The organism is Bradyrhizobium sp. USDA 372 (genome assembly GCF_053629095.1).
In genome coordinates this window covers 5,572,160-5,593,990 of record NZ_JBRJHR010000001.1, presented here as the reverse complement: position 1 = coordinate 5,593,990, position 21,831 = coordinate 5,572,160, and the positions used below count along the sequence as shown (strand labels likewise).

General features: G+C 63.8%; 18 protein-coding genes. 11 read left to right on the top strand and 7 right to left on the bottom strand.

Annotation, left to right across the window (positions count from 1 at the left end; genetic code table 11):
- Positions 1–311 precede the first annotated feature (311 nt).
- Positions 312–704, bottom strand: coding sequence for an endonuclease domain-containing protein (locus AB7M16_RS26130; RefSeq protein WP_453947268.1), 393 nt, complete (start codon positions 702–704; stop codon positions 312–314).
- A gap of 135 nt (positions 705–839) precedes the next feature.
- Here AB7M16_RS26130 and AB7M16_RS26125 point away from each other — a divergent pair, with 135 nt between their 5' ends.
- Positions 840–2,246 carry an MBOAT family O-acyltransferase gene (locus tag AB7M16_RS26125; protein ID WP_453945481.1) on the top strand — a complete coding sequence of 469 codons (1,407 nt, stop codon included), beginning with the start codon at positions 840–842 and terminating at the stop codon, positions 2,244–2,246.
- A gap of 29 nt (positions 2,247–2,275) precedes the next feature.
- Entirely contained in the window at positions 2,276–3,145 is an 870-nt protein-coding gene (locus tag AB7M16_RS26120; protein ID WP_453945480.1) for a hypothetical protein, read from the top strand.
- Here AB7M16_RS26120 and AB7M16_RS26115 read toward each other — a convergent pair.
- From AB7M16_RS26115 to AB7M16_RS26090, 6 genes are all read right to left on the bottom strand, one after another.
- Positions 3,126–3,899 carry an SDR family NAD(P)-dependent oxidoreductase gene (locus AB7M16_RS26115; protein WP_453945479.1) on the bottom strand — a complete coding sequence of 258 codons (774 nt, stop codon included), beginning with the start codon at positions 3,897–3,899 and terminating at the stop codon, positions 3,126–3,128. The genes AB7M16_RS26120 and AB7M16_RS26115 overlap by 20 nt on opposite strands.
- Before the next feature lie 135 nt (positions 3,900–4,034).
- Positions 4,035–5,177, bottom strand: a complete 1,143-nt coding sequence (gene pimD / locus AB7M16_RS26110; RefSeq protein ID WP_453945478.1) for a pimeloyl-CoA dehydrogenase small subunit — start codon at positions 5,175–5,177, stop codon at positions 4,035–4,037.
- 194 nt (positions 5,178–5,371) lie between these two features.
- Positions 5,372–6,562, bottom strand: a complete 1,191-nt coding sequence (gene pimC / locus AB7M16_RS26105) for a pimeloyl-CoA dehydrogenase large subunit (RefSeq protein WP_453945477.1) — start codon at positions 6,560–6,562, stop codon at positions 5,372–5,374.
- Between the two features lie 16 nt (positions 6,563–6,578).
- On the bottom strand, positions 6,579–7,766 hold the full coding sequence (locus tag AB7M16_RS26100) for an acetyl-CoA C-acyltransferase (protein ID WP_453945476.1): 1,188 nt from the start codon (positions 7,764–7,766) through the stop codon (positions 6,579–6,581).
- Positions 7,763–9,445, bottom strand: a complete 1,683-nt coding sequence (gene pimA, locus AB7M16_RS26095) for a dicarboxylate--CoA ligase PimA (RefSeq protein ID WP_453945475.1) — start codon at positions 9,443–9,445, stop codon at positions 7,763–7,765. The genes AB7M16_RS26100 and pimA overlap by 4 nt, the downstream gene beginning before the upstream one ends.
- Positions 9,446–9,625: 180 nt before the next feature.
- Positions 9,626–11,722, bottom strand: a complete 2,097-nt coding sequence (locus AB7M16_RS26090) for a 3-hydroxyacyl-CoA dehydrogenase NAD-binding domain-containing protein (protein ID WP_453945474.1) — start codon at positions 11,720–11,722, stop codon at positions 9,626–9,628.
- Positions 11,723–11,852: 130 nt separating this feature from the next.
- Here AB7M16_RS26090 and AB7M16_RS26085 point away from each other — a divergent pair, with 130 nt between their 5' ends.
- The 9 genes from AB7M16_RS26085 to AB7M16_RS26045 all read left to right on the top strand — a co-directional run bounded on the left by AB7M16_RS26085 (position 11,853) and on the right by AB7M16_RS26045 (position 21,710).
- Positions 11,853–12,719: an IclR family transcriptional regulator gene (locus AB7M16_RS26085; RefSeq protein WP_453947267.1), complete on the top strand. Its 867-nt coding sequence runs from the start codon at positions 11,853–11,855 to the stop codon at positions 12,717–12,719.
- Positions 12,720–12,785: 66 nt separating this feature from the next.
- A complete protein-coding gene (locus AB7M16_RS26080; protein WP_453945473.1) occupies positions 12,786–13,583 on the top strand; it encodes an ABC transporter ATP-binding protein in 798 nt (265 codons plus the stop codon).
- On the top strand, positions 13,580–14,293 hold the full coding sequence (locus tag AB7M16_RS26075) for an ABC transporter ATP-binding protein (RefSeq protein WP_172784950.1): 714 nt from the start codon (positions 13,580–13,582) through the stop codon (positions 14,291–14,293). The genes AB7M16_RS26080 and AB7M16_RS26075 overlap by 4 nt, the downstream gene beginning before the upstream one ends.
- Positions 14,294–14,306: 13 nt before the next feature.
- Positions 14,307–15,185 carry a branched-chain amino acid ABC transporter permease gene (locus AB7M16_RS26070; RefSeq protein ID WP_172784951.1) on the top strand — a complete coding sequence of 293 codons (879 nt, stop codon included), beginning with the start codon at positions 14,307–14,309 and terminating at the stop codon, positions 15,183–15,185.
- A gap of 2 nt (positions 15,186–15,187) precedes the next feature.
- A complete protein-coding gene (locus AB7M16_RS26065) occupies positions 15,188–16,207 on the top strand; it encodes a branched-chain amino acid ABC transporter permease (RefSeq protein ID WP_172784952.1) in 1,020 nt (339 codons plus the stop codon).
- A gap of 30 nt (positions 16,208–16,237) precedes the next feature.
- A complete protein-coding gene (locus AB7M16_RS26060) occupies positions 16,238–17,473 on the top strand; it encodes an ABC transporter substrate-binding protein (protein ID WP_172784953.1) in 1,236 nt (411 codons plus the stop codon).
- A 117-nt stretch (positions 17,474–17,590) separates the two neighbouring features.
- Positions 17,591–18,817: an ABC transporter substrate-binding protein gene (locus AB7M16_RS26055; protein WP_260382016.1), complete on the top strand. Its 1,227-nt coding sequence runs from the start codon at positions 17,591–17,593 to the stop codon at positions 18,815–18,817.
- Positions 18,818–19,071: 254 nt separating this feature from the next.
- On the top strand, positions 19,072–20,298 hold the full coding sequence (locus tag AB7M16_RS26050) for an ABC transporter substrate-binding protein (protein WP_439365654.1): 1,227 nt from the start codon (positions 19,072–19,074) through the stop codon (positions 20,296–20,298).
- Positions 20,299–20,480: 182 nt separating this feature from the next.
- Positions 20,481–21,710, top strand: coding sequence for an ABC transporter substrate-binding protein (locus AB7M16_RS26045; RefSeq protein WP_172784956.1), 1,230 nt, complete (start codon positions 20,481–20,483; stop codon positions 21,708–21,710).
- The last annotated feature ends 121 nt before the right edge of the window (positions 21,711–21,831 follow it).

Sequence of the window (21,831 nt, the reverse complement as noted above, 5' to 3'; positions counted from 1 at the left end):
TTGGCGTTTCCGGGGGGGTCGTTGTGTCGGGCCAAAGGGAGCGGATTGGAGGCAGAAGGTCAAGATTGGATGCGTCGGGTGCCACGCTTACTTACCCTCCCCTGGAGGGGGAGGGTCGCTCGCGCGCAGCGCGAGCGGGGTGAAGCCACAAAGGCGGTCTCACATTTGTTCCGCCGAAGGCTTTTCCGTTCATTCAGGAGCACTGCGCTCGCGGATGGTCTGTCACCCCACCCCGGTTCGGATTCCGCTTCGCTGCATGCGAACCGACCCTCCCCCTCCAGGGGAGGGTAAGAGAAGGGTCGCGCGAGCCGCTAGGTTCGGCGGTGCTTTAAGGGTGTCGTCTCTGCGTCGCTCGATCCGTACAGCTCGACATAGATGCGCTCCATCACCGCGGTCAGATCGGTCGTGATCTCCAAATTCCAGAACCGGATGACACGGTAGCCTTCGTGTTCGAGCCAGCGTTGGCGGTCGAGATCGCGGGCGGCCACACCGTCTTCATTGTGGTGGCCGCCGTCGAGCTCGATGATCAGGCGCCTGGCAGGGCAGAAGAAGTCCACGATGTATGGACCGATCGGCGCTTGCCGGCGGAAATGCGAACCATTCATCGGAGGGTCTTTGAGAGCGCGCCACAGCATCCGTTCGTGCGGTGTCGTATTCGCTCTCAGCTTTTTCGCGGCGGCACGTCGGATTGATGTTGAGACCATTGCCTTGGCTTCACCCCACCCCGTCCCAAGTTGCGCTCTGCGCAACCTGGGACGACCCTCCCCCTCCAGGGGAGGGTAAGCGACGCCCGTCACGCCGGCAACCAGAAGTGGCGTCCCGGCAGAGCCGACAAGGCTATGACCATCTCGACCAAAATGCTAAATGCCGTGTCGGGCCAATGGGGCGGCATGACTTTCACCTCCTTTCAGTTCGGCGTCTTCGTGGCGGCCGTGTTCGGCGCTTATTACCTGCCGCCGCTGCGCGGCTTCCAGGTGCAGCTGCTGGTGGCCGCGAGCGTGTTCTTCTACGGGTTCGGCCAGCCCGAGTTGCTGCCGCTGCTGCTGGTCGCGGTGCTCGGTACCCATGTCTGCCTGGTGCTGGCGTTCGAGAACCGGGCTGTGTGGATGCCGGCCGGCATCGTCTTCAACCTCGGCCTGCTGGCGTTCTTCAAATACAAGTTCCTGTTCGTCGATGGCGCCGCAAGCCATCTGACCGGCGTCGCGCCGCTCGACTTCCTGCTGCGGCTGCCGCTGCCGATCGGCATCTCGTTCTTCGTGTTTCACAACATCAGCCTGCTGGTCGACCTGACGCGCGAGAAACGCACCGCAAGCCTGCGCGAGGTCTTCCTCTACATCATCTTCTTCCCGCAGCTGGTGTCCGGCCCGATCACCCGTGCGGCCCAGTTCATGCCGCAGATCGTGCCGAAGCGGATCAGTGACGTCGCCTTCATCGAGGCCGCAAAATGGATTCTCGTCGGCTATTTCTTCAAGCTGTATGTGGCGAACAATCTCAACGAGATGACGTCCTACATGGACTTCCCGCTCCACGAGACGCTGCGCACGCAGGACCGCTGGCTGCTCGTGTTCCTCTATAGCTACCAGATCTACGCTGACTTCTTCGGCTATTCCGCGATTGCGCTCGGCCTCGGCCTCTTGTTCGGCTATCGGCTGCCCGTGAACTTCAACCTGCCCTACATCTCGACATCGTTCTCGGAGTTCTGGACACGCTGGCACATCTCGCTGTCGAGCTGGCTCAGGACCTATCTCTACATTCCCCTCGGCGGCAACCGGCACGGGGGCTTGCGCACCTATCTCAACCTGATGATCGTGATGACGCTAGGCGGGCTCTGGCATGGCGCGAGCCTGAGCTACGCGCTGTGGGGCATGGCGCACGGGCTGCTGCTCGCCATCGAGCGGCCGTTCCTGAAGCTTCTCGGCGACCGCCCTGCGTTGCGCGTCGTCCGGATGGGCGTCGTGTTCTTCTGCGTCACGATGCTCTGGATCTTCTTCAAGCTGCCGAATTTCGACCACGCGATCAGCTACCTCAAGGGCATGTTCATCGCGACGGACGCGCCCAATCCGCCGAAGCTGTTCTATAATCTCGCCCTGCTCTACGCGCTGCCGGTGATCATCCAGCATGCCGGCATCGGCGCGCTGGTCGACGGTCGGTTGCGGCGATGGGAGCCGTATCTCTATGGTGCGCTGGCGGCGCTGGCCTATCTCGAAGCCGGGCCCGACAGCGCCTTCATCTACTTCCAGTTCTGACCATGCGGCAGGATACGACACTTTCGTGGATGATCAGGTGCGCCGGCGGCGCCGCGATGCTGCTGCTCGCCTGCGGCCTCGCCACCGCGCGCTTCGGCTCGGCCCTGCAGCAGCCGGCCGTCACCACGCGCGACGGCAGCCTCGTCACCCTCAACCGCTATGTCCGGGAGCCCACGCCTGACATCGTACTGGTCGGCAGCTCGGTCGCGTGGCGCCTGAAGGAGGAATATTTCTCGTTGCCCCGAATCCGCAACCTGGCGCTGGCCGGCGGCTCGCCGGTGACGAGCCTGGAGATCATCGCGAGGCAGAAACGCCTGCCGAAGATCGTCCTGATCGAGACCAATGTGCTCACGCGCCTGCCGGACGACGCGCTGATCGAGAAATTCTCCGGCGGCGCGGACAACGATGCGCGGTTCCTGCGCCCGGTGCGAACGGCGGTGGCCGCCTACGAGACCTGGAATCACACCCCGCCAAATCCCGCAGAGGCGCGCGCGGCGCGGGATCGCCTGCTCGGCGAGCCACCGAGCACTTTCGACAACAAGGTCCATCTCGACCGCGCTGTGCAACAGATGAACGACGAGGACCCAACGGTTGCGGCGCGGGTGAATGTGGCGCGCATCAAGGCGCTCATCGACGAGATCGAGCGGCGGGGATCACGCGCCTTGCTGTTCGAGATTCCCTTCGCGGCGGAGATCGAGGATTCCCGCTTGGTCAGGATGAGCAAGGCGATCGTCCACACGGCCTTCCCGGATGGCGGGCGCTGGCTGCCGATCCATCCGCCGATCGGCGAGCTGCGCTGGGCCGACGGCGTGCATCTCGACGAGCGGTCCGCCCTGATCGTGGTGCGCGCCATCGAGGGCGCGCTGGCGGCGCGCGGGGCTACACCGCCGCGGTCGTGACGCCGCCGTCGATGACGATGGTCTGGCCGGTCATGAAGCTCGAGGCGTCGGAGGCGAGGTAGGCGACGGCGCCGGCGATCTCGTCGGGCTCGCCGATGCGGCGCAGCGGCGTGGTGGCGGTGCGGCGCTTCAAATTGGCTTCGTCTTCCCAGAGCGCGCGGGCGAAGTCGGTCTTGACGAGGCCAGGCGCGATGCAGTTGACGCGGACGCCTTTCGGGCCCCATTCGCCGGCGAGCGAACGGCACAGCGCGAAGTCAGCGGCCTTGGAGATGCCGTAGGCGCCGATCACGGTGGAGCCGCGCAGGCCGCCGATCGAGGAGATGATGATCACCGAGCCCTTGCCGCGCTCGGCCATCTCAGGGATCGCGAGCGCGGAGAGCCAGATGTTGCTCTTGACGTTGCTTCCCATGATCTTGTCGAAGGCCTCATCCGTGATGTCGAGCAGCGGGCCGTAATACGGGTTGACCGCGGCGTTGCAGACCAGGATGTCGATCTTGCCGTAATGCTTCGTGGCGCCTGCGATCAGCGCCTCGACCTCGGCCTTGCGCGCGATGTTGCAGGGGATGACTGTAGCGTCGCCGCCAGCGGCATTGATGCCGTCGGCGACCTCCTTGCAGGCCTCCGCCTTGCGCGAGGAGACCACGACCTTGGCCCCGAGCCTGGCGAGCAGCTCGGCGGAGGAGCGGCCGATGCCGCGGCTGGAGCCGGTGACCACGGCGACCTTGCCGGTGAGATCGAACGGGGTGTTTTGCATTTGTGCCCTCACTTCTTGGTCATTCCGGGGCGCGCGTAGCGCGAGCCCGGAATCCATCTCACCGCGGGTGATGACGCCCGATGGATCCCGGGCTCATCGCTTCGCGATGCCCCGGGATGACGGTCATCGCGCGCCTCAAATCAACCCGCCCGCATCGGCGACGCGGCGCTGGTGGTAGTCGGTGTCGCCAAAGGTGTTCTCGATCATGGTGAGGCGCTTGAAGTAGTGGCCGATCTTCGCCTCCATGGTCATGCCGATGCCGCCGTGGAGCTGGATCGATTGCTGGCCGACGAACTTCAGCGACTTGCCGATCTGCACCTTGGCCGCGGCGATCGCGTTGCTGCGCTCCTTGGCGTCCTCGAAATCACCAGCCATGGTCGCGAACATCGACATCGAGCGCGCCTGCTCGGTGGCGACGAACATATCGGAGGCGCGGTGCTGCAGCGACTGGAACGAGCCGATCGCGACGCCGAACTGCTTGCGCGTCTTGATGTACTCGACCGTGGTCTTGAGCGATTCGTCCATCAGGCCGACCGCTTCGGCGCAGAGCGCGACGCGGGCCTCGTCCACGACACGCTCGATCAGCGCGAGCGAATCCTCGGGGTTGCCGAGCACGGCATCAGGTGCGACCTCGACACCGGTGAAGGTGATGTCGGCGGCGTGCAGGCCGTCTTGCGTGGGATAGGACTTCCTGGCGACGCCCTTGGCATTGGCCGGGACCAGGAACACGCCGATGCCTGACTTGTCGCGACGGTCGCCCTTGGTGCGCGCGGTGACGATCAGGGTGTCGGCGTTCTCGCCGTTGAGCACGACGAACTTTTCGCCGTCGATCACAAAGCCGTCGCCCTTCTTCTTCGCGGTCGTGGTGACGTCGAACAGATCGTAGCGCGAGTTCTTCTCGAGCTGGGCGAAGGCGAGCGTCTTGCTGCCGTCGATGATCCCCGGCACGTGCGCGGCCTTCTGCGCATCGCTGCCGGCATGGCGCAGGAAGCCGCCGCCGATCACGACCGTGGCCAGATACGGCTCCAGCACCAGCGCCTTGCCGAGCGCCTCCATCACGATCATGGTCTCGACGCCGCCGCCGCCGAAGCCGCCGTCGGCTTCGCTGAAGGGCAGGCCCAACAGGCCCTGCTCGGCGAGCTTGAGCCAGACCGTTTTGCTCCAGCCGCCCTTCTCCGCCATGTACTTCTTGCGCTGCTCGAAATCGTAGGAATCGGTCAGCAGGCCGTCGATGCTTTCCTTGAGAAGCCGCTGCTCCTCGGACAGATCAAAATCCATTTCTGTTTCCTCAAGTCAAAAGTGTACGCGTTGTGTGGGGTGCCTCTCTTCACCTCTCCCCGCTTGCGGGGAGAGGTCGACGCGTGAAACGCGTCGGGTGAGGGGGTACCGCTCTCTCGACAGTCCCTGCGCGGAGAGAGGCCCCTCACCCTGCCCTCTCCCCGTAAGAACGGGGAGAGGGAGAGGAGAGAGCATCACAGCCCCAGCACCGCCTTGGCGATGATGTTGCGCTGGATCTCGTTGGAGCCGCCGTAGATCGAGACCTTGCGGTTGTTGAAGTAGCTCGGCGCGATCTGGGCGGTCCAGTCCATGGCTTCGTTCGAGCCGTCGTCGCCGTGCACGTCGTAGGGCGCGGCGAACGGGCCGATCACTTCCATCAAGAGCTCAGTGGTGGTCTGCTGGATCTCGGAGCCCTTGATCTTCAGCACCGACGAGGCCGGATTGGGCTTGCCCTTGCCGTGCTTGCCTTCGTCGGCGACGACGCGCAGCTGCGTCAGCTCGAGCGCTTTCAGCTCGATCTCGCACGCCGCAAGCTTCTCGCGGAAGGCGGGATCCTGGATGATCGGCTTGCCGGCGGATTCGACCTTCGACGCCAGATCCTTGATGCGGCGGATGCGCTCCTTGGAGACGCCGACGCGGGCGATGCCGGTGCGCTCATTGCCGAGCAGGAATTTTGCGTAGTCCCAGCCCTTGTTCTCCTCGCCGATCAGGTTCTCGTAGGGAACCTCGACGTCGTCGAAGAAGACCTCGTTGACCTCACGGCCGCCGTCGATGGTCTGGATCGGACGCACGGTGACGCCCTTCGACTTCATCGAGAACACGATGAAGGAGATGCCCATCTGCTTCTTGGCGTTGTTGTCGGTGCGGCAGAGGCAGAAGATCATGTCGGCGTGCTGGGCGAGCGTGGTCCACGTCTTCTGGCCGTTGATGATCCACTTGTCGCCACGGCGCTCGGCCTTCGTCTTCAGCGAGGCGAGGTCGGAGCCGGAGCCGGGCTCCGAAAAACCCTGGCACCACCAATCGTCGACATTGGCGATGCGCGGCAGGTATTTCTTCTTCTGCTCATCGTTGCCGAAGGTGTAGATGACCGGGCCGACCATGCTGACGCCGAAGGCGAGCGGCTGCGGCGCCGGATAGGACTGCAGCTCCTCGTTGAAGATGTAGTGCTGCACGGAGGTCCACCCCGTTCCGCCATATTCCTTCGGCCAATGGCTGACGCCCCAGCCCTTCTTGTTGAGGATGCGCCACCACGTCACCATCTCGTCCTTGGAGAGATGACGGCCCTCGACCAGCTTGCGCCGCGTATCCGGCGGCACGTTGTCGCGGAAGAACTGCCGCACTTCGTCGCGAAACGCCTGCTCTTCTTTCGTGAATGCGAGATCCATCGGATCCTCCTGTGAACTACTGCAAAACTTCGAACAGTCCGGCCGCGCCCATGCCGCCGCCGACGCACATGGTGACGACCGCGTACCTGGCCTTGCGACGGCGGCCTTCGATCAGAGCGTGGCCGGTGAGGCGCGCGCCGGACATGCCGTAGGGATGGCCGACCGAGATCGCGCCGCCGTTGACGTTGATCTTGTCGGGGTCGATGCCGAGCTTGTCGCGGCAATACAGCACCTGCACCGCGAAGGCTTCGTTCAGCTCCCAGAGGCCGATGTCGTCGACGGTGAGGCCGTGGCGCTTCAAGAGGCGCGGCACGGCGAAGACCGGACCGATGCCCATCTCGTCCGGCTCGCAGCCGGCCGAGACGAAGCCGCGGAAAATGCCGAGCGGCGCAAGGCCCCGCTTTGCGGCTTCCTTGTCGCTCATGATCACGGAGGCGCTGGCGCCGTCGGAGAGCTGGCTGGCATTGCCGGCGGTGATGGTGAAGCCTTCGCCGCGCACGGCCTTCAGGCCGGCGAGACCTTCAATCGTGGTCTCGGGGCGCGGGCCCTCGTCCTGCGACAGCGTGACTTCCTTCATCGAGACGGCGCCGGTCGCCTTGTCGGTGACCGCCATCTGCGTCGTGATCGGGGCGAGCTCGTCCTTGAACTTGCCGCCCTGCTGCGCGGCCGCGGTGCGGCGCTGGCTCTCCAGCGAATATTCGTCCTGGCGTTCGCGCGAGATGCCGTAGCGCTTGGCGACGACTTCCGCCGTGTCGATCATGGGCATGTAGACCTCGCCCTTGATCTTGAGCAGCGCCGGATCCTGGGCGTGGAAGCCATTCATCTTGTCGTTCTGCACGAGGCTGATCGACTCGCCGCCGCCACCGACCGCGATCTCGACGCCGTCGAAGATCACCGAGCGCGCCGCGAGCGCGATCGCCTGCAGGCCCGAGGCGCATTGCCGGTCGATGGTGGTGCCGGCGACGGTGACGGGAAGGCCGGCGCGTAGCAGCGCCTTGCGCGCGATGTTGCCGCCGGTCGCGCCCTGCTGCAGCGCTGCGCCCATCACGACGTCCTCGATCTCCTTCGGATCGATCTTGGCGCGGGCGACGGCCTCGCCAATGGCGTGGCCGAGCAGCGTCGCGCCCTCGGTGGCGTTGAGCGCGCCGCGATAGGCCTTGCCGATCGGGGTGCGGGCGGTGGAAACGATGACGGCGTCGGTCAAGAGCGACCTCCTGATGCGGTTGTCGTGGATTGTGACGGTTTCTGCTGCTGGCGCAATTCGTGGCGGGACAATTTTCCGACCGGCGTGCGCGGCAGGTCGTCGACGAATTCGACCGCGGCCGGCAGCTCGTGCCTGCCAAGCTTGCCGGCGAGCTGCGCGCGCAATTCGTCGAGCGAAAACGGCTTTGCGTCGGGCCTCAGCTTGATGAAGGCCTTTGCGGCTTCGCCACGATACGCGTCGGGAATGCCGAGCACGATCACCTCGTGCACGCCCGGAATGGTGTAGATCGCCTGCTCGATCATCTGCGGATAGACGTTGAAGCCGCCGGAGATGATCATGTCCTTCTTGCGGTCGACCAGGAAGAAGTAGCCGTCGGTATCGACATAGCCGATGTCGCCGGTGAGGAAGCGGCCGTCGACGAAGGCCTCCGTCGATCCTGCCGGCTTGTTCCAGTAGCCTTTGGTGACGTTCGGGCCCTTGATGCGGATCTCCCCGATCTCGCCCGGCGGCAGCACGCGTCTGGGATCGTCGAGCGCGACGACGTCGAGCTCGATGCCGGGCAGCATCAGGCCGATCGAGCCGGGCTTCTCGGGACCCGTGGGCGGATGGCCGGTGCCGGGCGAGCAGGTCTCGGTCATGCCCCAGCCGCTGCGCAGCTTCTTGCCGACCTTGCGCTCGAAGAAGCTCGCGATCTCCACCGGCAGCGGCGCGCCGCCGGAGCCGATGGTAACGAGCGAGGAGAAGTCGCGCTTGTCGAGATCGGGCAGCGCGGCGATCGCGATCCACATCGTCGGAACGCCCGGAAAGTAGGTCGCACGCTTGACCTCGATGTCGCGCATCACGGCTTCGACGTCGAAGCGCTGATGCAGCGAGATCAGATTGCCGCGCCGAAGCGAGGACAACAGCACCACGGTGAGCGCGTAGATGTGGAACAGCGGCAGCACGCAGATCACGCGCTCGATCACGTCGCCGCGGGCGGCGCGCGCCGGCTTGCCCCAGACGTCGTAGATCGACACCGCAGAGGTGAGATTGCCGTGGGTGAGCATTGCGCCCTTGGGCAGGCCGGTGGTGCCGCCGGTATATTGCAGCAGCGCGACGTCACCGGCCGTGACGACAGGCCATTGCGCAGGCGCGGTGGCGCCTTCGACGAAGGTCTTGAAGGTGACGATGCGGGGATCGTCGGGGATCGCCGCCTGCGGCGTGCCGACCTTGCCCCAATGATCGTCCTCGCAGACGACGAGCTTGTCGATCAGGCCCTTCTCCAGGAATTTCAGCGCGGTCGGCAGCAGGGCCTGGAGGTTGGAGGTGACGAGCACACGCGAGCCGGAATCGGTGATCTTGTGCGTCAGCGCGATCTCGCCGTCGAGCGGCGACAGATGCGCGACGCGGCCGCCGGCCTTCAGCGCGCCGAAGAAGTTGACGGGGTGATCGGGCGTGTTGCCGAGGAACAGCGCGACCGAGCTGTTCTTGCCGCATCCGGCGCGCAGGAACGCCGCGGCGGCGCGATCGGCCTGAGCTGTGAGCTCGGTGTAGCTGATCGGTCGGTCGCGGAACTCCAGCGCGGTGCGCGTGCCATAATCGGCGGCGGCCTTCGAGAGGAGATCCGGCAGCGTGCCCTGGACGATGGTGTCGTCCCACCGCACGCCCTCGGGATAAAACTGTTCGCCGGGATGGGTCATTTTCTTGATTGCTTGAGCGAGCAAACTAACACAGACCGTCATTCCGGGGCGCGACGAAGTCGCGAGCTACGATGCGCAATTGCGCATCTGAGAATCCATAGCCACCAGCTGGGGTTATGGATTCCGGGCCTGCGCCTTGCGGCGCATCCCGGAATGACAAAGGTTGAGACGAAGCGGCCATCACGCCGCTTTCGACTCGGCCGCGAGCGAGGCGAACGTCTTGCCCTCAGCCGCGAGCTTCTTCAGCAGCGGGGCGGGCTCGAGGCTGGGGTCGTTGGTCTCCTTGGCGTAGAAGGCAAGGCGATCGGCGATGTGCTTCAGGCCGACGCTGTCGGCCCAGAACATCGGGCCGCCGCGATAGATCGGCCAGCCATAGCCGTAGAGCCAGACCACGTCGATGTCGCTGGGACGCGCGGCGATGCCTTCTTCGAGGATCTTCGCGCCCTCGTTGATCATCGGATACATCATGCGCTCGAGGATCTCCTCGTCGCTGACGACGCGCTTCTTGCGGCCGAGACGCAGCAAGGTCTCGTCGATCAGCTTCTCGACATCGGGGTCAGGGAGCGGCGCGCGAGAACCCTGCTCGTACTTGTAGTAACCCTTGCCGGTCTTCTGGCCGAAGCGGCCGGCTTCGCAGAGCGCGTCCGCGATCTCCGACTTGATGCCGCGATCCTTGCGCGAGCGCCAGCCGATGTCGAGGCCGGCGAGGTCGCCCATTGCGAACGGCCCCATCGGCATGCCGAACTTCGTCACGACGGCGTCGACCTGCTGCGGCAGAGCGCCTTCGAACAGGAGCTTCTCGGACTGCTTGCCGCGCTGCGCCAGCATGCGGTTGCCGACGAAGCCGTCGCAGACGCCGACCACGGCCGGCACCTTCGCGATCTTGCGCGCGATCGACACCGCAGTCACCAGCGCATCCGGCGCAGTCTTGTCGGCGCGCACGATCTCGCACAGCTTCATGACGTTGGCCGGCGAGAAGAAATGCATGCCGAGCACGTCCTGCGGACGCTTGGTCGACTTGGCGATCTCGTCGATGTTGAGGTACGAGGTGTTGGAGGCGAGCACGGCGCCGGGCTTGGCGTACTGGTCGAGCTTGCCGAACACCTCCTTCTTCACCGCCATCGTCTCGAATACGGCCTCGATGACGAGGTCGGCATCGCCGACATTCTCGATACCGACGACGCCGTTGATCAGCGCCATGCGCTTGGCGGGCGCATCGGCCGGGATGCCGCCGCGCGCTGCGGTCGCTTCCCAGTTCTTCTGCATGATGCCCATGCCGCGCTTGAGCTGCTCTTCGCCGGTCTCGATCAGGGTGACGGGCACGCCGGCATTGGCAAAGGACATCGCGATGCCGCCGCCCATGGTGCCGGCGCCGAGAATGGCGACGCGGTTGACGGGCCGCGGCTTGGTGCCTTCAGGAACGCCCGCGATCTTGTTGGCCTCGCGCTCGGCGAAGAAGGCGTAGCGCTGCGCCTTGGACTGGTCGCTGGCGACGAGCTTGAGGAAGCCCTCGCGCTCCTTCTTCAGGCCTTCGTCGAAGGGCAGGTCAATGGCGTAGCCGACGGCATCGGCCGCCGCGAACGGCGCCTCCAGGCCGCGCGACTTCTTGGTCATTGCCGCAACCGCATTGGTGAAGATCGAGCGGTCGGCCTTGGCCGCCGCGAGCTTGGAATCGTCGTCGCGCAGACGGCGCAGCGGGCGCTTCTCCGCCAGCAGCTTGCGCACGAAGGCTTCGCCGCCGGAGGCCGGCCCCTCGATGATCTCCTCGATCAGGCCGTTCTTCAGCGCTTCCGCCGCCCCGATCGGGTCGCCGCCGACGATCATCTTGACCGCAAGCTCGGGCCCGACCGCACGCGGCAGGCGCTGCGTGCCGCCGGCGCCGGGCAACAGGCCGAGCTTCACCTCGGGCAGGCCGAGCTTGGCCTCTTTCACCGCGACGCGGAAATGGCAGGCCAGCGCGACCTCGAGGCCGCCGCCGAGCGCGGTGCCGTGGATGGCGGCAACGACCGGCTTTGGCGAATTTTCGATCTCGGACAGCACGTCGTTGAGGGCGGGCGGCTTCGGCGGCTTGCCGAACTCGGTGATGTCAGCCCCGGCGATGAAGGTGCGGCCGGCGCAGGTCAGCACGATGCCCTTGATGGCGGGATCGGCGATCGCGGCCTTGATGCCCTCGAGGATCCCACCGCGGACTGCGGCACTCAGCGCGTTGACCGGCGGGCTGTTGACCGTGACGATCCCGACTTCGTCATGACGCTCAAGCTTGACCACTTCGCTCACGGTGTCCCTCCTTGGTGGGGATTTACTTTTGTTCGATTTCGCGGTGCGGAATTTAATTCCGCATCTTGACGGCAGGGTTATTTTGAAGCACGGACGTTGTCAACGACTCCGCGCAAGAAGCAGATCAGGGATGAAGCGTACAGGAAAGAAGACCGCGACCGATCGGAATTTCGTCGTCGCGCTTTCCCGCGGACTGGAAGTATTGCGCGCGTTCCACCCCAATGACGGCCTGCTCGGCAATCAGGAGATTGCCTCGCGCACCAATCTGCCCAAGCCCACCGTGTCGCGCCTGACCTACACGCTGACCAAGCTCGGCTATCTGACGCCGGTTCCCCGGTTCGAGAAGTACCAGCTCGCACCTGCAGCGATGTCGCTCGGCTACGCGGCGCTGGCCAATCTGGGCGTTCGGCATTTGTCCGAGCCGTTCCGCGAGGAAGTGATGCGCGCGACCGGCGGCGCCGTCGCCGTCGGCGGCCGTGACCGCCACAGCATGATCTATTTCGGGCAGAGCCGCGGCAGCGAGACCGTCGGCGTTCAACTTGACGTCGGCTCGCGCGTGCCGATTGCAACCAGCGCGATGGGCCGCGCCTATTTCTGGGCGCTCGACGACGAAGGTCGCGCTGACGTGTCGCGCATCCTGCGTGAACATTACGGCAGCCGCTGGCCGAAGATGCGCGAGGGATTGGAACGTTCCGGCGAGACCGTCGCGAAATACGGCTTTGCGATTTCGGTCGGCGACTGGCACGACGACATCGGCGCGGCCGGTGTCGCGCTCAAGCTCAACGACGGAACCGGACCTTACGCATTCAATTGCGGGGCGCCCGCATTCCGTTTCACGGAAGAGCGCTTGATCAACGACATTGGACCGCGTCTCCTAGCGATGGTAAGGAACATCGAAGCGGCGCTCGGGGGTCTGATGCCGCATTCAAAAAAAGACATCAGCAAAAAGCTGAAATCAGGAGGAAAAGTTGCGCGTGTGGCCGAGGGATTCAGATAGCCTTTGTCATCACCGGGAGCGGCTCGCGTCGCCCCATCGCTCACTGAACGACGTGAGCGAGACGAGATGACGCAGGCACAGCTCGCGCAGGGTACATCGCCCCTGCTCGCGGTTCGCGACGTCAGCGTCGTGTTCGGCGGCATCGTCGCGCTCAACGGCGTGTCCTTCGACATGCACAAGGGCCAGATCCTCGGCTTGATCGGCCCGAACGGCGCGGGCAAGACCACGCTGTTCAACTGCCTGTCGCGTCTGTACCAGCCGTCGTCCGGCGACATCCTGATGGAGGGCGTGAGCATCCTGTCGCGGCCGCCGCACCGGATCGCCGAGATCGGCATCGGCCGCACCTTCCAGAACGTGGCGCTGTTCCCGAACCTGTCGGTGATGGACAACGTCCGCGTCGGCGCGCATGCCCGCACCTCCAGCGACATCATCAGCGACTCCTTGCGGCTTGCCTGGGTCCGCCGCAGCGAGACCGCGGTCAACAAGAAGGTCCACGAGATCCTCTCCTATCTCGACCTCGAGGACGTCGCGCACACCATCGTCTCCGGCCTGCCCTTCGGCACGCAGAAGCGGGTCGAGCTGGCGCGCGCGCTGGCGGCGGACCCGAAGATCCTGCTGCTCGACGAGCCCGCCGGCGGCCTCAACCACGAGGAAGTCCACGTGCTCGGCGACCTCATCCGCCGCATCCGCAACGAGCGCCACATGACCGTGCTGCTAGTCGAGCACCATATGGGCCTCGTGATGTCGATCGCCGACCACGTCGTCGCGCTGAATTTCGGCAAGAAGCTCGCGGAAGGTACGCCCGCTCAGGTGCAAGCCGACCCGGACGTCATCAAGGCCTATCTCGGGAGCAAGGACCAATGACGACGCTGCTCAACGTCAAGGACCTGCGTGCCTATTACGGTCAGGTCCAGGCGCTCCACGGCCTGTCCTTCTCGCTCAACGAGGGCTCGCTCGTGACGCTGCTCGGCGCCAACGGCGCCGGCAAGACCACGACGCTGCGCGCGATCTGCAACATGGTGCGCTCCACCGGTGCGATCGAGTTCGACGGCAAGCCGCTGAATAACCGCTCGACCGAGAACATCGTGCGGTTCGGCATCGCCCATGTGCCGCAGGGCCGCGGCACCTTCACCACCATGACGGTGGAGGAGAATCTCCAGCTCGGGGCCATCACCCGCAAGGACAGCGCCGGCATCGTCTCCGACATCGAGCGCATGTACGCGCATTTCCCGGTCTTGAAGCAGCGCCACACCCAGCAGGCCGGCACGCTCTCCGGCGGCGAACAGCAGATGCTCGCGGTCGCCCGCGCCCTGATGCTGCGGCCGCGGCTGATGCTGCTCGACGAGCCCTCCTTCGGCCTCGCGCCGCTGGTGGTGCGCGATCTGTTCGGCATCCTCGGCAAGATCAACCGCGAGGACAAGGTGTCGATCCTGGTGGTCGAGCAGAACGCCCAGCTGGCGCTCGAGCTCGCCGACCAGGCCTATGTGATCGAGACCGGCCGCATCGTGATGTCCGGCAAGGCCAAGGACATCGCGAACAACGAAGAAATCCGCAAATCCTATCTGGGTTACTGAGGGAGCCGGGACAATGGAGCTGTTCACCAACCAGGTCCTGGCCGGCATCGCCACGGGCGCGATCTACGCCTGCATGGCGCTTGCCGTGGTCATGATCTACCAGGCCATCGACCATCTCAACTTCGCGCAGGGCGAGATGGCGATGTTCTCGACCTTCATCTCGTGGCAGCTGATGCAGTGGGGGGTGTCCTATTGGGCCGCCTTCCTGATCACGCTGGCATTTTCCTTCGTTGCCGGCATCGCGATCGAGCGCATCCTGTTCAAGCCGCTCGCCAAGGCACCGGTGCTGACCAACGTCGCCGGCTTCATCGCGCTGTTTGCGATCATCAACTCGTCGGCCGGCCTGATCTGGGACTTCACCATCAAGCAATATCCGACGCCGTTCGGCTCCGCGCCGTTCCTCGGCAGCCAGCTGATCTCGACCCACCAGGCCGGCATGATCGGCGTCACCGTGCTGCTGTTGCTCGGGCTCTATTTCTTCTTCCAGTACACCCGCATCGGTCTCGCCATGCGCGCGGCCGCGTCGGTGCCTGAATCGGCCCGCCTCGTCGGCATCAACACCAGCTGGATGATCGCGCTCGGCTGGGGCATGGCGACCGCGATCGGCTCGATCGCCGGCATGCTGATCGCCCCTGTCGTGTTCCTCGAGCCCAACATGATGGGCGGCGTCCTGATCTACGGCTTCGCCGCGGCGGTGCTCGGCGGACTGTCGAGCCCGTTGGGCGCCGTGGTCGGCGGCTTCCTGGTCGGCGTCTTCGAGAATCTCGCCGGCACCTACATCCCGGGCGTCGGCAACGAGCTGAAGCTCCCGATCGCGCTCGCGCTGATCATCTCCGTCCTGGTCGTCAAACCCGCTGGTCTGTTAGGCCGGCACATCGTCAAGCGAGTTTGATCATGAGCGCAGCAGAAGAAGTCGTCGCCGAAGGCCACGAGGCGGTCGAGGCGGTTCCGAAGCGGGCCATGACGCTGGGCACCGGCACCTCGCTGGTGGTGCTGGCGGCGCTGTTGATCGTGCCGATGTTCGTCAAGAACTTCATCATCTTCCAGATGACGATGCTCCTAATCTACGGGCTCGCGGTGCTGGCGCTGAACATCCTGACCGGCGGAAGCGGCCAGTTCTCGCTCGGCCAGAGCGCGTTCTACGCCGTCGGCGCCTATACCTCGGCCGTGCTGATGGAGCACGCCAACATCAACTACGCGCTGACCATTCCGATCTCCGCTGCGGTCTGCTTCGCATTCGGCTATTTGTTCGGCAAACCGGCGCTGCGGCTGTCCGGCGTCTATCTCGCGCTTGCGACCTTCGCGCTCGCGACCGCGATGCCGCAGCTGCTCAAGCTGAACTTCCTCGAGCACTGGACCGGCGGCGTGCAGGGCCTCGTCGTCACCAAGCCGGACGCGCCGTTCGGCCTGCCGATGTCGCAGGACATGTGGCTCTATTATTTCACGCTCATTGTGACGGTCTTGATCTACATCTTCTCGGTGAACCTGTTGCGCTCCCGCTCCGGCCGCGCCTTCATGGCGATCCGCGACAACGAGATCGCGGCCTCCTCGATGGGCGTCAACGTCGCGCTGTACAAGACGCTGGCGTTCGGCGTGTCCGCCGGCATCACCGGCGTTGCCGGCTCGCTCGGCGCCATCGCGGTGCAGTTCGTCGCACCCGACAGCTACACCATCACGCTCGCGATCTCGCTGTTCCTCGGCATGGTCGTCGGCGGCGTCGGCTGGCTGCCCGGCTCGTTCGTCGGCGCGGCCTTCATCATCTTCGTGCCGAACATGGCCGAGAGCATCTCCAAGGGCCTCTCCGGCGCGGTGTTCGGCGTGCTGTTGTTCCTCGTCATCTACCTCGTGCCGCATGGTGCAAGGCAGGTCGCGATCCTGGGCCAGCAACTCGTCGGCAAGCTCAGGAAGAACTGAAGACCCGTTGAATTAACCAAGGAGACCGAATTGTATTTTGGAAGAACACTGCGAGCCGCCGCGCTGGTCACGGCAACGGCGGCCATCACTCTCACCTCCGGCGCTGCACTCGCCCAAAAGAAATACGACACCGGCGCGTCCGATACCGAGATCAAGATCGGCAACATCATGCCGTACAGCGGTCCGGCGTCGGCCTATGGCATCATCGGCAAGACCGAAGAAGCCTATTTCAAGATGATCAACGACAAGGGCGGCATCAACGGCCGCAAGATCAACTTCGTGACCTATGACGACGGCTATTCGCCGCCGAAGGCCGTCGAGCAGGTCCGCAAGCTGGTCGAGAGCGACGAGGTGCTGGCCGTCTTCAACCCGCTCGGCACGCCCTCGAACAGTGCGATCCAGAAATATCTCAACGCCAAGAAGATCCCGCAGCTGTTCGTCGCCACCGGCGCCACCAAGTGGAACGATCCGAAGAACTTCCCCTGGACCATCGGCTGGCAGCCCTCCTACCAGAGCGAAGCCCACATCTACGCGAAATGGCTGATGAAGGAGAAGCCGGACGCCAAGATCGCGATCCTCTATCAGAACGACGATTTCGGCAAAGACTACCTCAAGGGCACCAAGGACGGTCTCGGCGCCAAGGCCTCGTCCATGGTCATCCTGGAGGAGAGCTACGAGGTGTCCGAGCCGTCGATCGACGGCCACATCGTCAAGATCAAGGCGGCCAATCCCGACGTGCTGCTGATCTACGCGACGCCGAAATTCGCGGCCCAGACCATCAAGAAGACCGCCGAGCTCAGCTGGAAGCCGCTCCAGATCCTCACCAACGTGTCGATCTCGGTCGGCAGCGTGATGAAGCCGGCCGGCTTCGAGAACGCACAGGGCGTGCTGTCGGCCGCCTATGCCAAGGACTCGACGGACCCGCAATGGGCCAACGATCCCGGCATGAAGAGGTGGAACGAGTTCGTCGACAAGTACATGCCGGGCGCCGACAAGTCGGACACCAGCATGGTCTATGGCTATGGCGCCGCCTCGACCCTGGCCAAGGTGCTGGAAATGTGCGGTGACGATCTCACCCGCGCCAACCTCATGAAGCAGGCCGCGAGCCTGAAGGACTTCGCGCCGGATACGCTGCTGCCCGGCGTCAAGATCAACACCGGCGCCACCGACTTCGCCCCGATCGCGCAGCTCCAGATGATGCGCTTCAAGGGCGAGAAGTGGGAACTGTTCGGCGAAATCATCAGCGGTGACGTCGCCTCCGAGTGACGGGCTGACACTATCATCCAAGACGAGGAGCCCCCGCGGACAGCCGCGGGGGCTTTTTGTTGACGACAGGCGTCAATCTTGTTCAATGCGATCGATCCATCCCGGAGTAGGAGAACAATGGCCGCCGCTCGTTCCCAGGTTGCGCTCCTCTGGGCCGCGCTCGCCTTGTGCACCGCAACGAGCAGCGGAGCGCTGGCGCAAAAGAAATACGACAGTGGCGCATCAGATACCGAGATCAAGATCGGTAACATCATGCCCTATAGCGGTCCGGCCTCCGCCTATGCCGCGATCGGCAAGATCGAGGAAGCCTATTTCAACAAGATCAATGCCGAGGGCGGCATCAATGGCCGCAAGATCAAATTCATCTCCTATGACGACGGCTATTCGCCGCCGAAGACGGTGGAACAGGCACGCAAGCTGGTCGAGAGCGACAATGTGCTGCTGATCTTCGGCTCGCTCGGCACCTCCACCAACAGCGCCATCCGCAAATACATGAACGAGAAGAAGGTGCCGCAATTGTTCGTGGCGAGCGGCGCCTCGAAATGGAACGATCCCAGGCAATATCCCTGGACCATGGGCTGGCAGCCGAGCTACGCGAGCGAGGCGCGCATCTACGCCAAATACGTCATGAAGGAGAAGCCGGAGGCGAAAATCGGCGTGCTCTACCAGAACGACGATTTCGGCAAGGACTATCTGAAGGGGCTGAAACAGGGCCTCGGGCCCAAGGCCTCGATGATCGTGCTGGAAGAAGCCTATGACAGCTCCGAGCCGGCGATCGACGAGCACGTCGTCAAGTTGAAAGCCTCCGGCGCCGACGTCTTCATCAGCATCACCAGCCCGAAATTCGCCGTGCAGGGGATCAAGAAGGCGGCGGAGATCAACTGGCATCCGATGCAGATCATCTCCAACGTCTCGGCTTCGATCAGCGGCGTCTTGGAGCCGGCGGGCATCGAAATCTCGCAAGGCGTCCTGTCGGCGACCTACACCAAGGACGGCTCCGACCCGCAGTGGAATGCCGATGACGGCATGAAGAAATTCTACAACTTCCTCGCCCAATACCAGCCCAAGGCCAACAAGCTCGATGCCGGCGTCGTGTTCGGCTACGCCGCCGCGCAGACCATGGTGAAGGTGCTGCAGATGTGCGGCGACGATCTCACCCGCGAGAACGTCATGAAGCAGGCCGCCAGCCTGAAGGACTTCGAACCCGACACGCTGCTGCCCGGCATCAAGATCAACACCGCGCCGGACAATTTCGCCCCGATCGAGCAGCTGCAGATGATGCGCTTCAAGGGCAAGAAATGGGAGCTGTTCGGCGACATCATCTCGAGCGAGATGAGCCACTGAGCACCACGGCGGCACAATTCAAGATAGCCGCTTCTTCACGAAGCAACTCCCGCGGTGAGTTTGCCCCGCAAAAATCTCACGCGCCGGAATATTCCGAGTCGCCTTCGAAAAGATCTCCGCTCCCGCGATGCTCGTGCGGGGCGTTTGTCTTGCTGACGGCCGTGGATAGGTATTGAATACACGACGGAGCGACGAGCAACGATCGCTCCCAACAAGAACAATCGACACAATCAAACCCACCTAGGGAGAGCAAGATGCCTGCAATGCATGTGCGATTGGGGGCCGTCTCGGCTGCCCTCGTGCTGGCCGCCACACTTTCCACGGCAGCGTCCGCGCAGAAGAAATACGACACCGGCGCATCCGACACCGAAATCAAGATCGGCAACATCATGCCCTACAGCGGTCCCGCGTCCGCCTACGGCGTGATCGGCAAGACCGAAGAGGCCTATTTCCGCAAGATCAACGCGGAAGGCGGCATCAACGGCCGCAAGATCAACTTCGTCACCTACGACGACGCCTATTCGCCGCCGAAGACGGTGGAGCAGGCGCGCAAGCTGGTCGAGAGCGACGAGGTGCTGCTGATCTTCAACTCGCTCGGCACGCCGCCGAACTCGGCGATCCAGAAGTACATGAACCAGAAGAAGGTGCCGCAGCTGTTCGTCGCCACCGGCGCCACGAAGTGGAACGATCCGCAGAACTTCCCGTGGACGATGGGCTGGCAGCCGAACTACCAGAGCGAGTCGATCATCTACGCCAAGTACATCCTGAAGAACCATCCGAACGCCAAGATCGCCGTACTCTACCAGAACGACGATTACGGCAAGGACTATCTGAAGGGCTTCAAGGACGGGCTCGGCGGCAAGACCTCGATGATCGTGATGGAGGAAAGCTACGAGGTCTCGGAACCGACCATCGACTCCCACATCGTCAAGCTCAAGGCGACCGGCGCCGACGTGTTCTTCAACATCACGACGCCGAAATTCGCGGCGCAGGCGATCAAGAAGAACGCGGAGATCGGCTGGAAGCCGCTCCACTTCCTCAACAACGTCTCGGGCTCGATCGGCAGCGTGATCAAGCCGGCCGGCTTCGAGAACGCGCAGGACATCATCTCGTCGCAATACTTCAAGGATCCGACCGACGCGCAGTGGAAAGACGACAAGGCGATGATCGCGTGGAACGAATTCCTGGACAAGTACTATCCGGAAGCGAACCGCGCCGATGCCTCGGTGATGTATGGTTATATCGTGAGCCAAGGCCTCGCTCACGTGCTCAAGGCCTGCGGCGACAATCTGACCCGCGAGAACATCATGAAGCAGGCCGCCAACATCAAGGACTTCGAGCCGGCGGGCCTGTTGCCGGGCGTCAAGGTCAACACCTCGGCCGCCGATTTCGCGCCGATTTCGCAGCTGCAACTGATCCGGTTCAAGGGCGAGCATTGGGAGCGATTTGGCGAGGTCTTGAGCGGCGACGTCGGCGGCTGACCATTAACCAGTCGCTAAAGACGTAAGTCCCAATCGACTAAAGACGCAGCCCCTGCGGCCCTGCCGCAGGGGCTTTTCCTTGAAGCTTCTGGGCAAATCGTATTGAATTGCGGTTGCGTCGCCAAAAACAATCAAGCCAAGAAAAGGGACGCGCACACCAAGAAAAAAACAGGGAGATTGGAATGCCCGCTGTCACCGGCAAATTTGCGGCCGCGTCACTGGCGCTCGCGCTCATTGCAGCTGCGACCTCCACTGCATCGGCCCAGAAGAAATACGATACCGGCGCGACCGACACCGAGATCAAGATCGGCAACATCATGCCCTACAGCGGACCGGCCTCCGCCTACGGCATCATCGGTCGCACCGAAGCCGCCTATTTCAAGAAGATCAACGAAGAAGGCGGCATCAACGGCCGCAAGATCAATTTCGTCTCCTACGACGACGCCTATTCGCCGCCGAAGACGGTGGAGCAGGCGCGCAAGCTGGTCGAGAGCGACGAGGTGCTGCTCGTCTTCAACTCGCTCGGCACGCCGCCGAACACCGCGATCCAGAAATACATGAATTCGAAGAAGGTGCCGCAGCTGTTCGTCGCCACCGGCGCCACCAAGTGGAACGATCCGCAGAACTTCCCGTGGACGATGGGCTGGCAGCCCAACTACCAGAGCGAGACGCAGATCTACGCCAAGTACATCCTCAAGGCCATGCCGAACGCCAAGATCGGCGTCCTCTACCAGAACGACGATTACGGCAAGGACTATCTGAAGGGCCTGAAGGACGGCCTGGGCGCCAAGGCCGCGAGCATGATCGTGCTGGAGGAAAGCTACGAGACGTCGGAGCCGACCATCGACAATCACATCGTCAAGCTGAAAGCGACCGGCGCCGACGTCTTCATCAACATCACCACACCGAAATTCGCCGCACAGGCGATCAAGAAGATCTCCGAAATCGGCTGGAAGCCGACGCACTTCCTCAACAACGTCTCGGCCTCGGTCGGCAGCGTGATCAAGCCCGCCGGCTTCGAGAATTCGCAGGACATCATCTCGGCCGCCTATCTGAAGGACGTCTCCGATCCGCAGTGGAAGGACGATGCCGGCATGAAGGCGTTCCTGGAGTTCATGACCAAGTACTTCCCCGAAGGCGACAAGCTCGACGGCGGCACCATCGTCGGCTACGGCGTGGCACAGACGCTGGTCGAAGTGCTGAAGAAGTGCGGCGACAATCTCACGCGCGAGAACGTCATGAAGCAGGCCGCGAGCCTCAAGGACTTCCGCACCGAAGTGCTGCTGCCCGGCATCAAGATCAATACCGGGCCGAACGACTTCGCGCCGATCAGCTCGCTCCAGCTCATGAAGTTCAAGGGCGACAAGTGGGATCTGTTCGGTGACGTGATCAGCGCCGACGCCGGCGGCTAGAAGCTGCAAAGCGCGGACAACGAGCCCCCTGCGCCGATCACGCAGGGGGCTTTTCTTTGCGCGGCAATTTTGATCACGCGATTGCACAATCGAATGATGGCAAAGGCCGCTTACGCTTTGG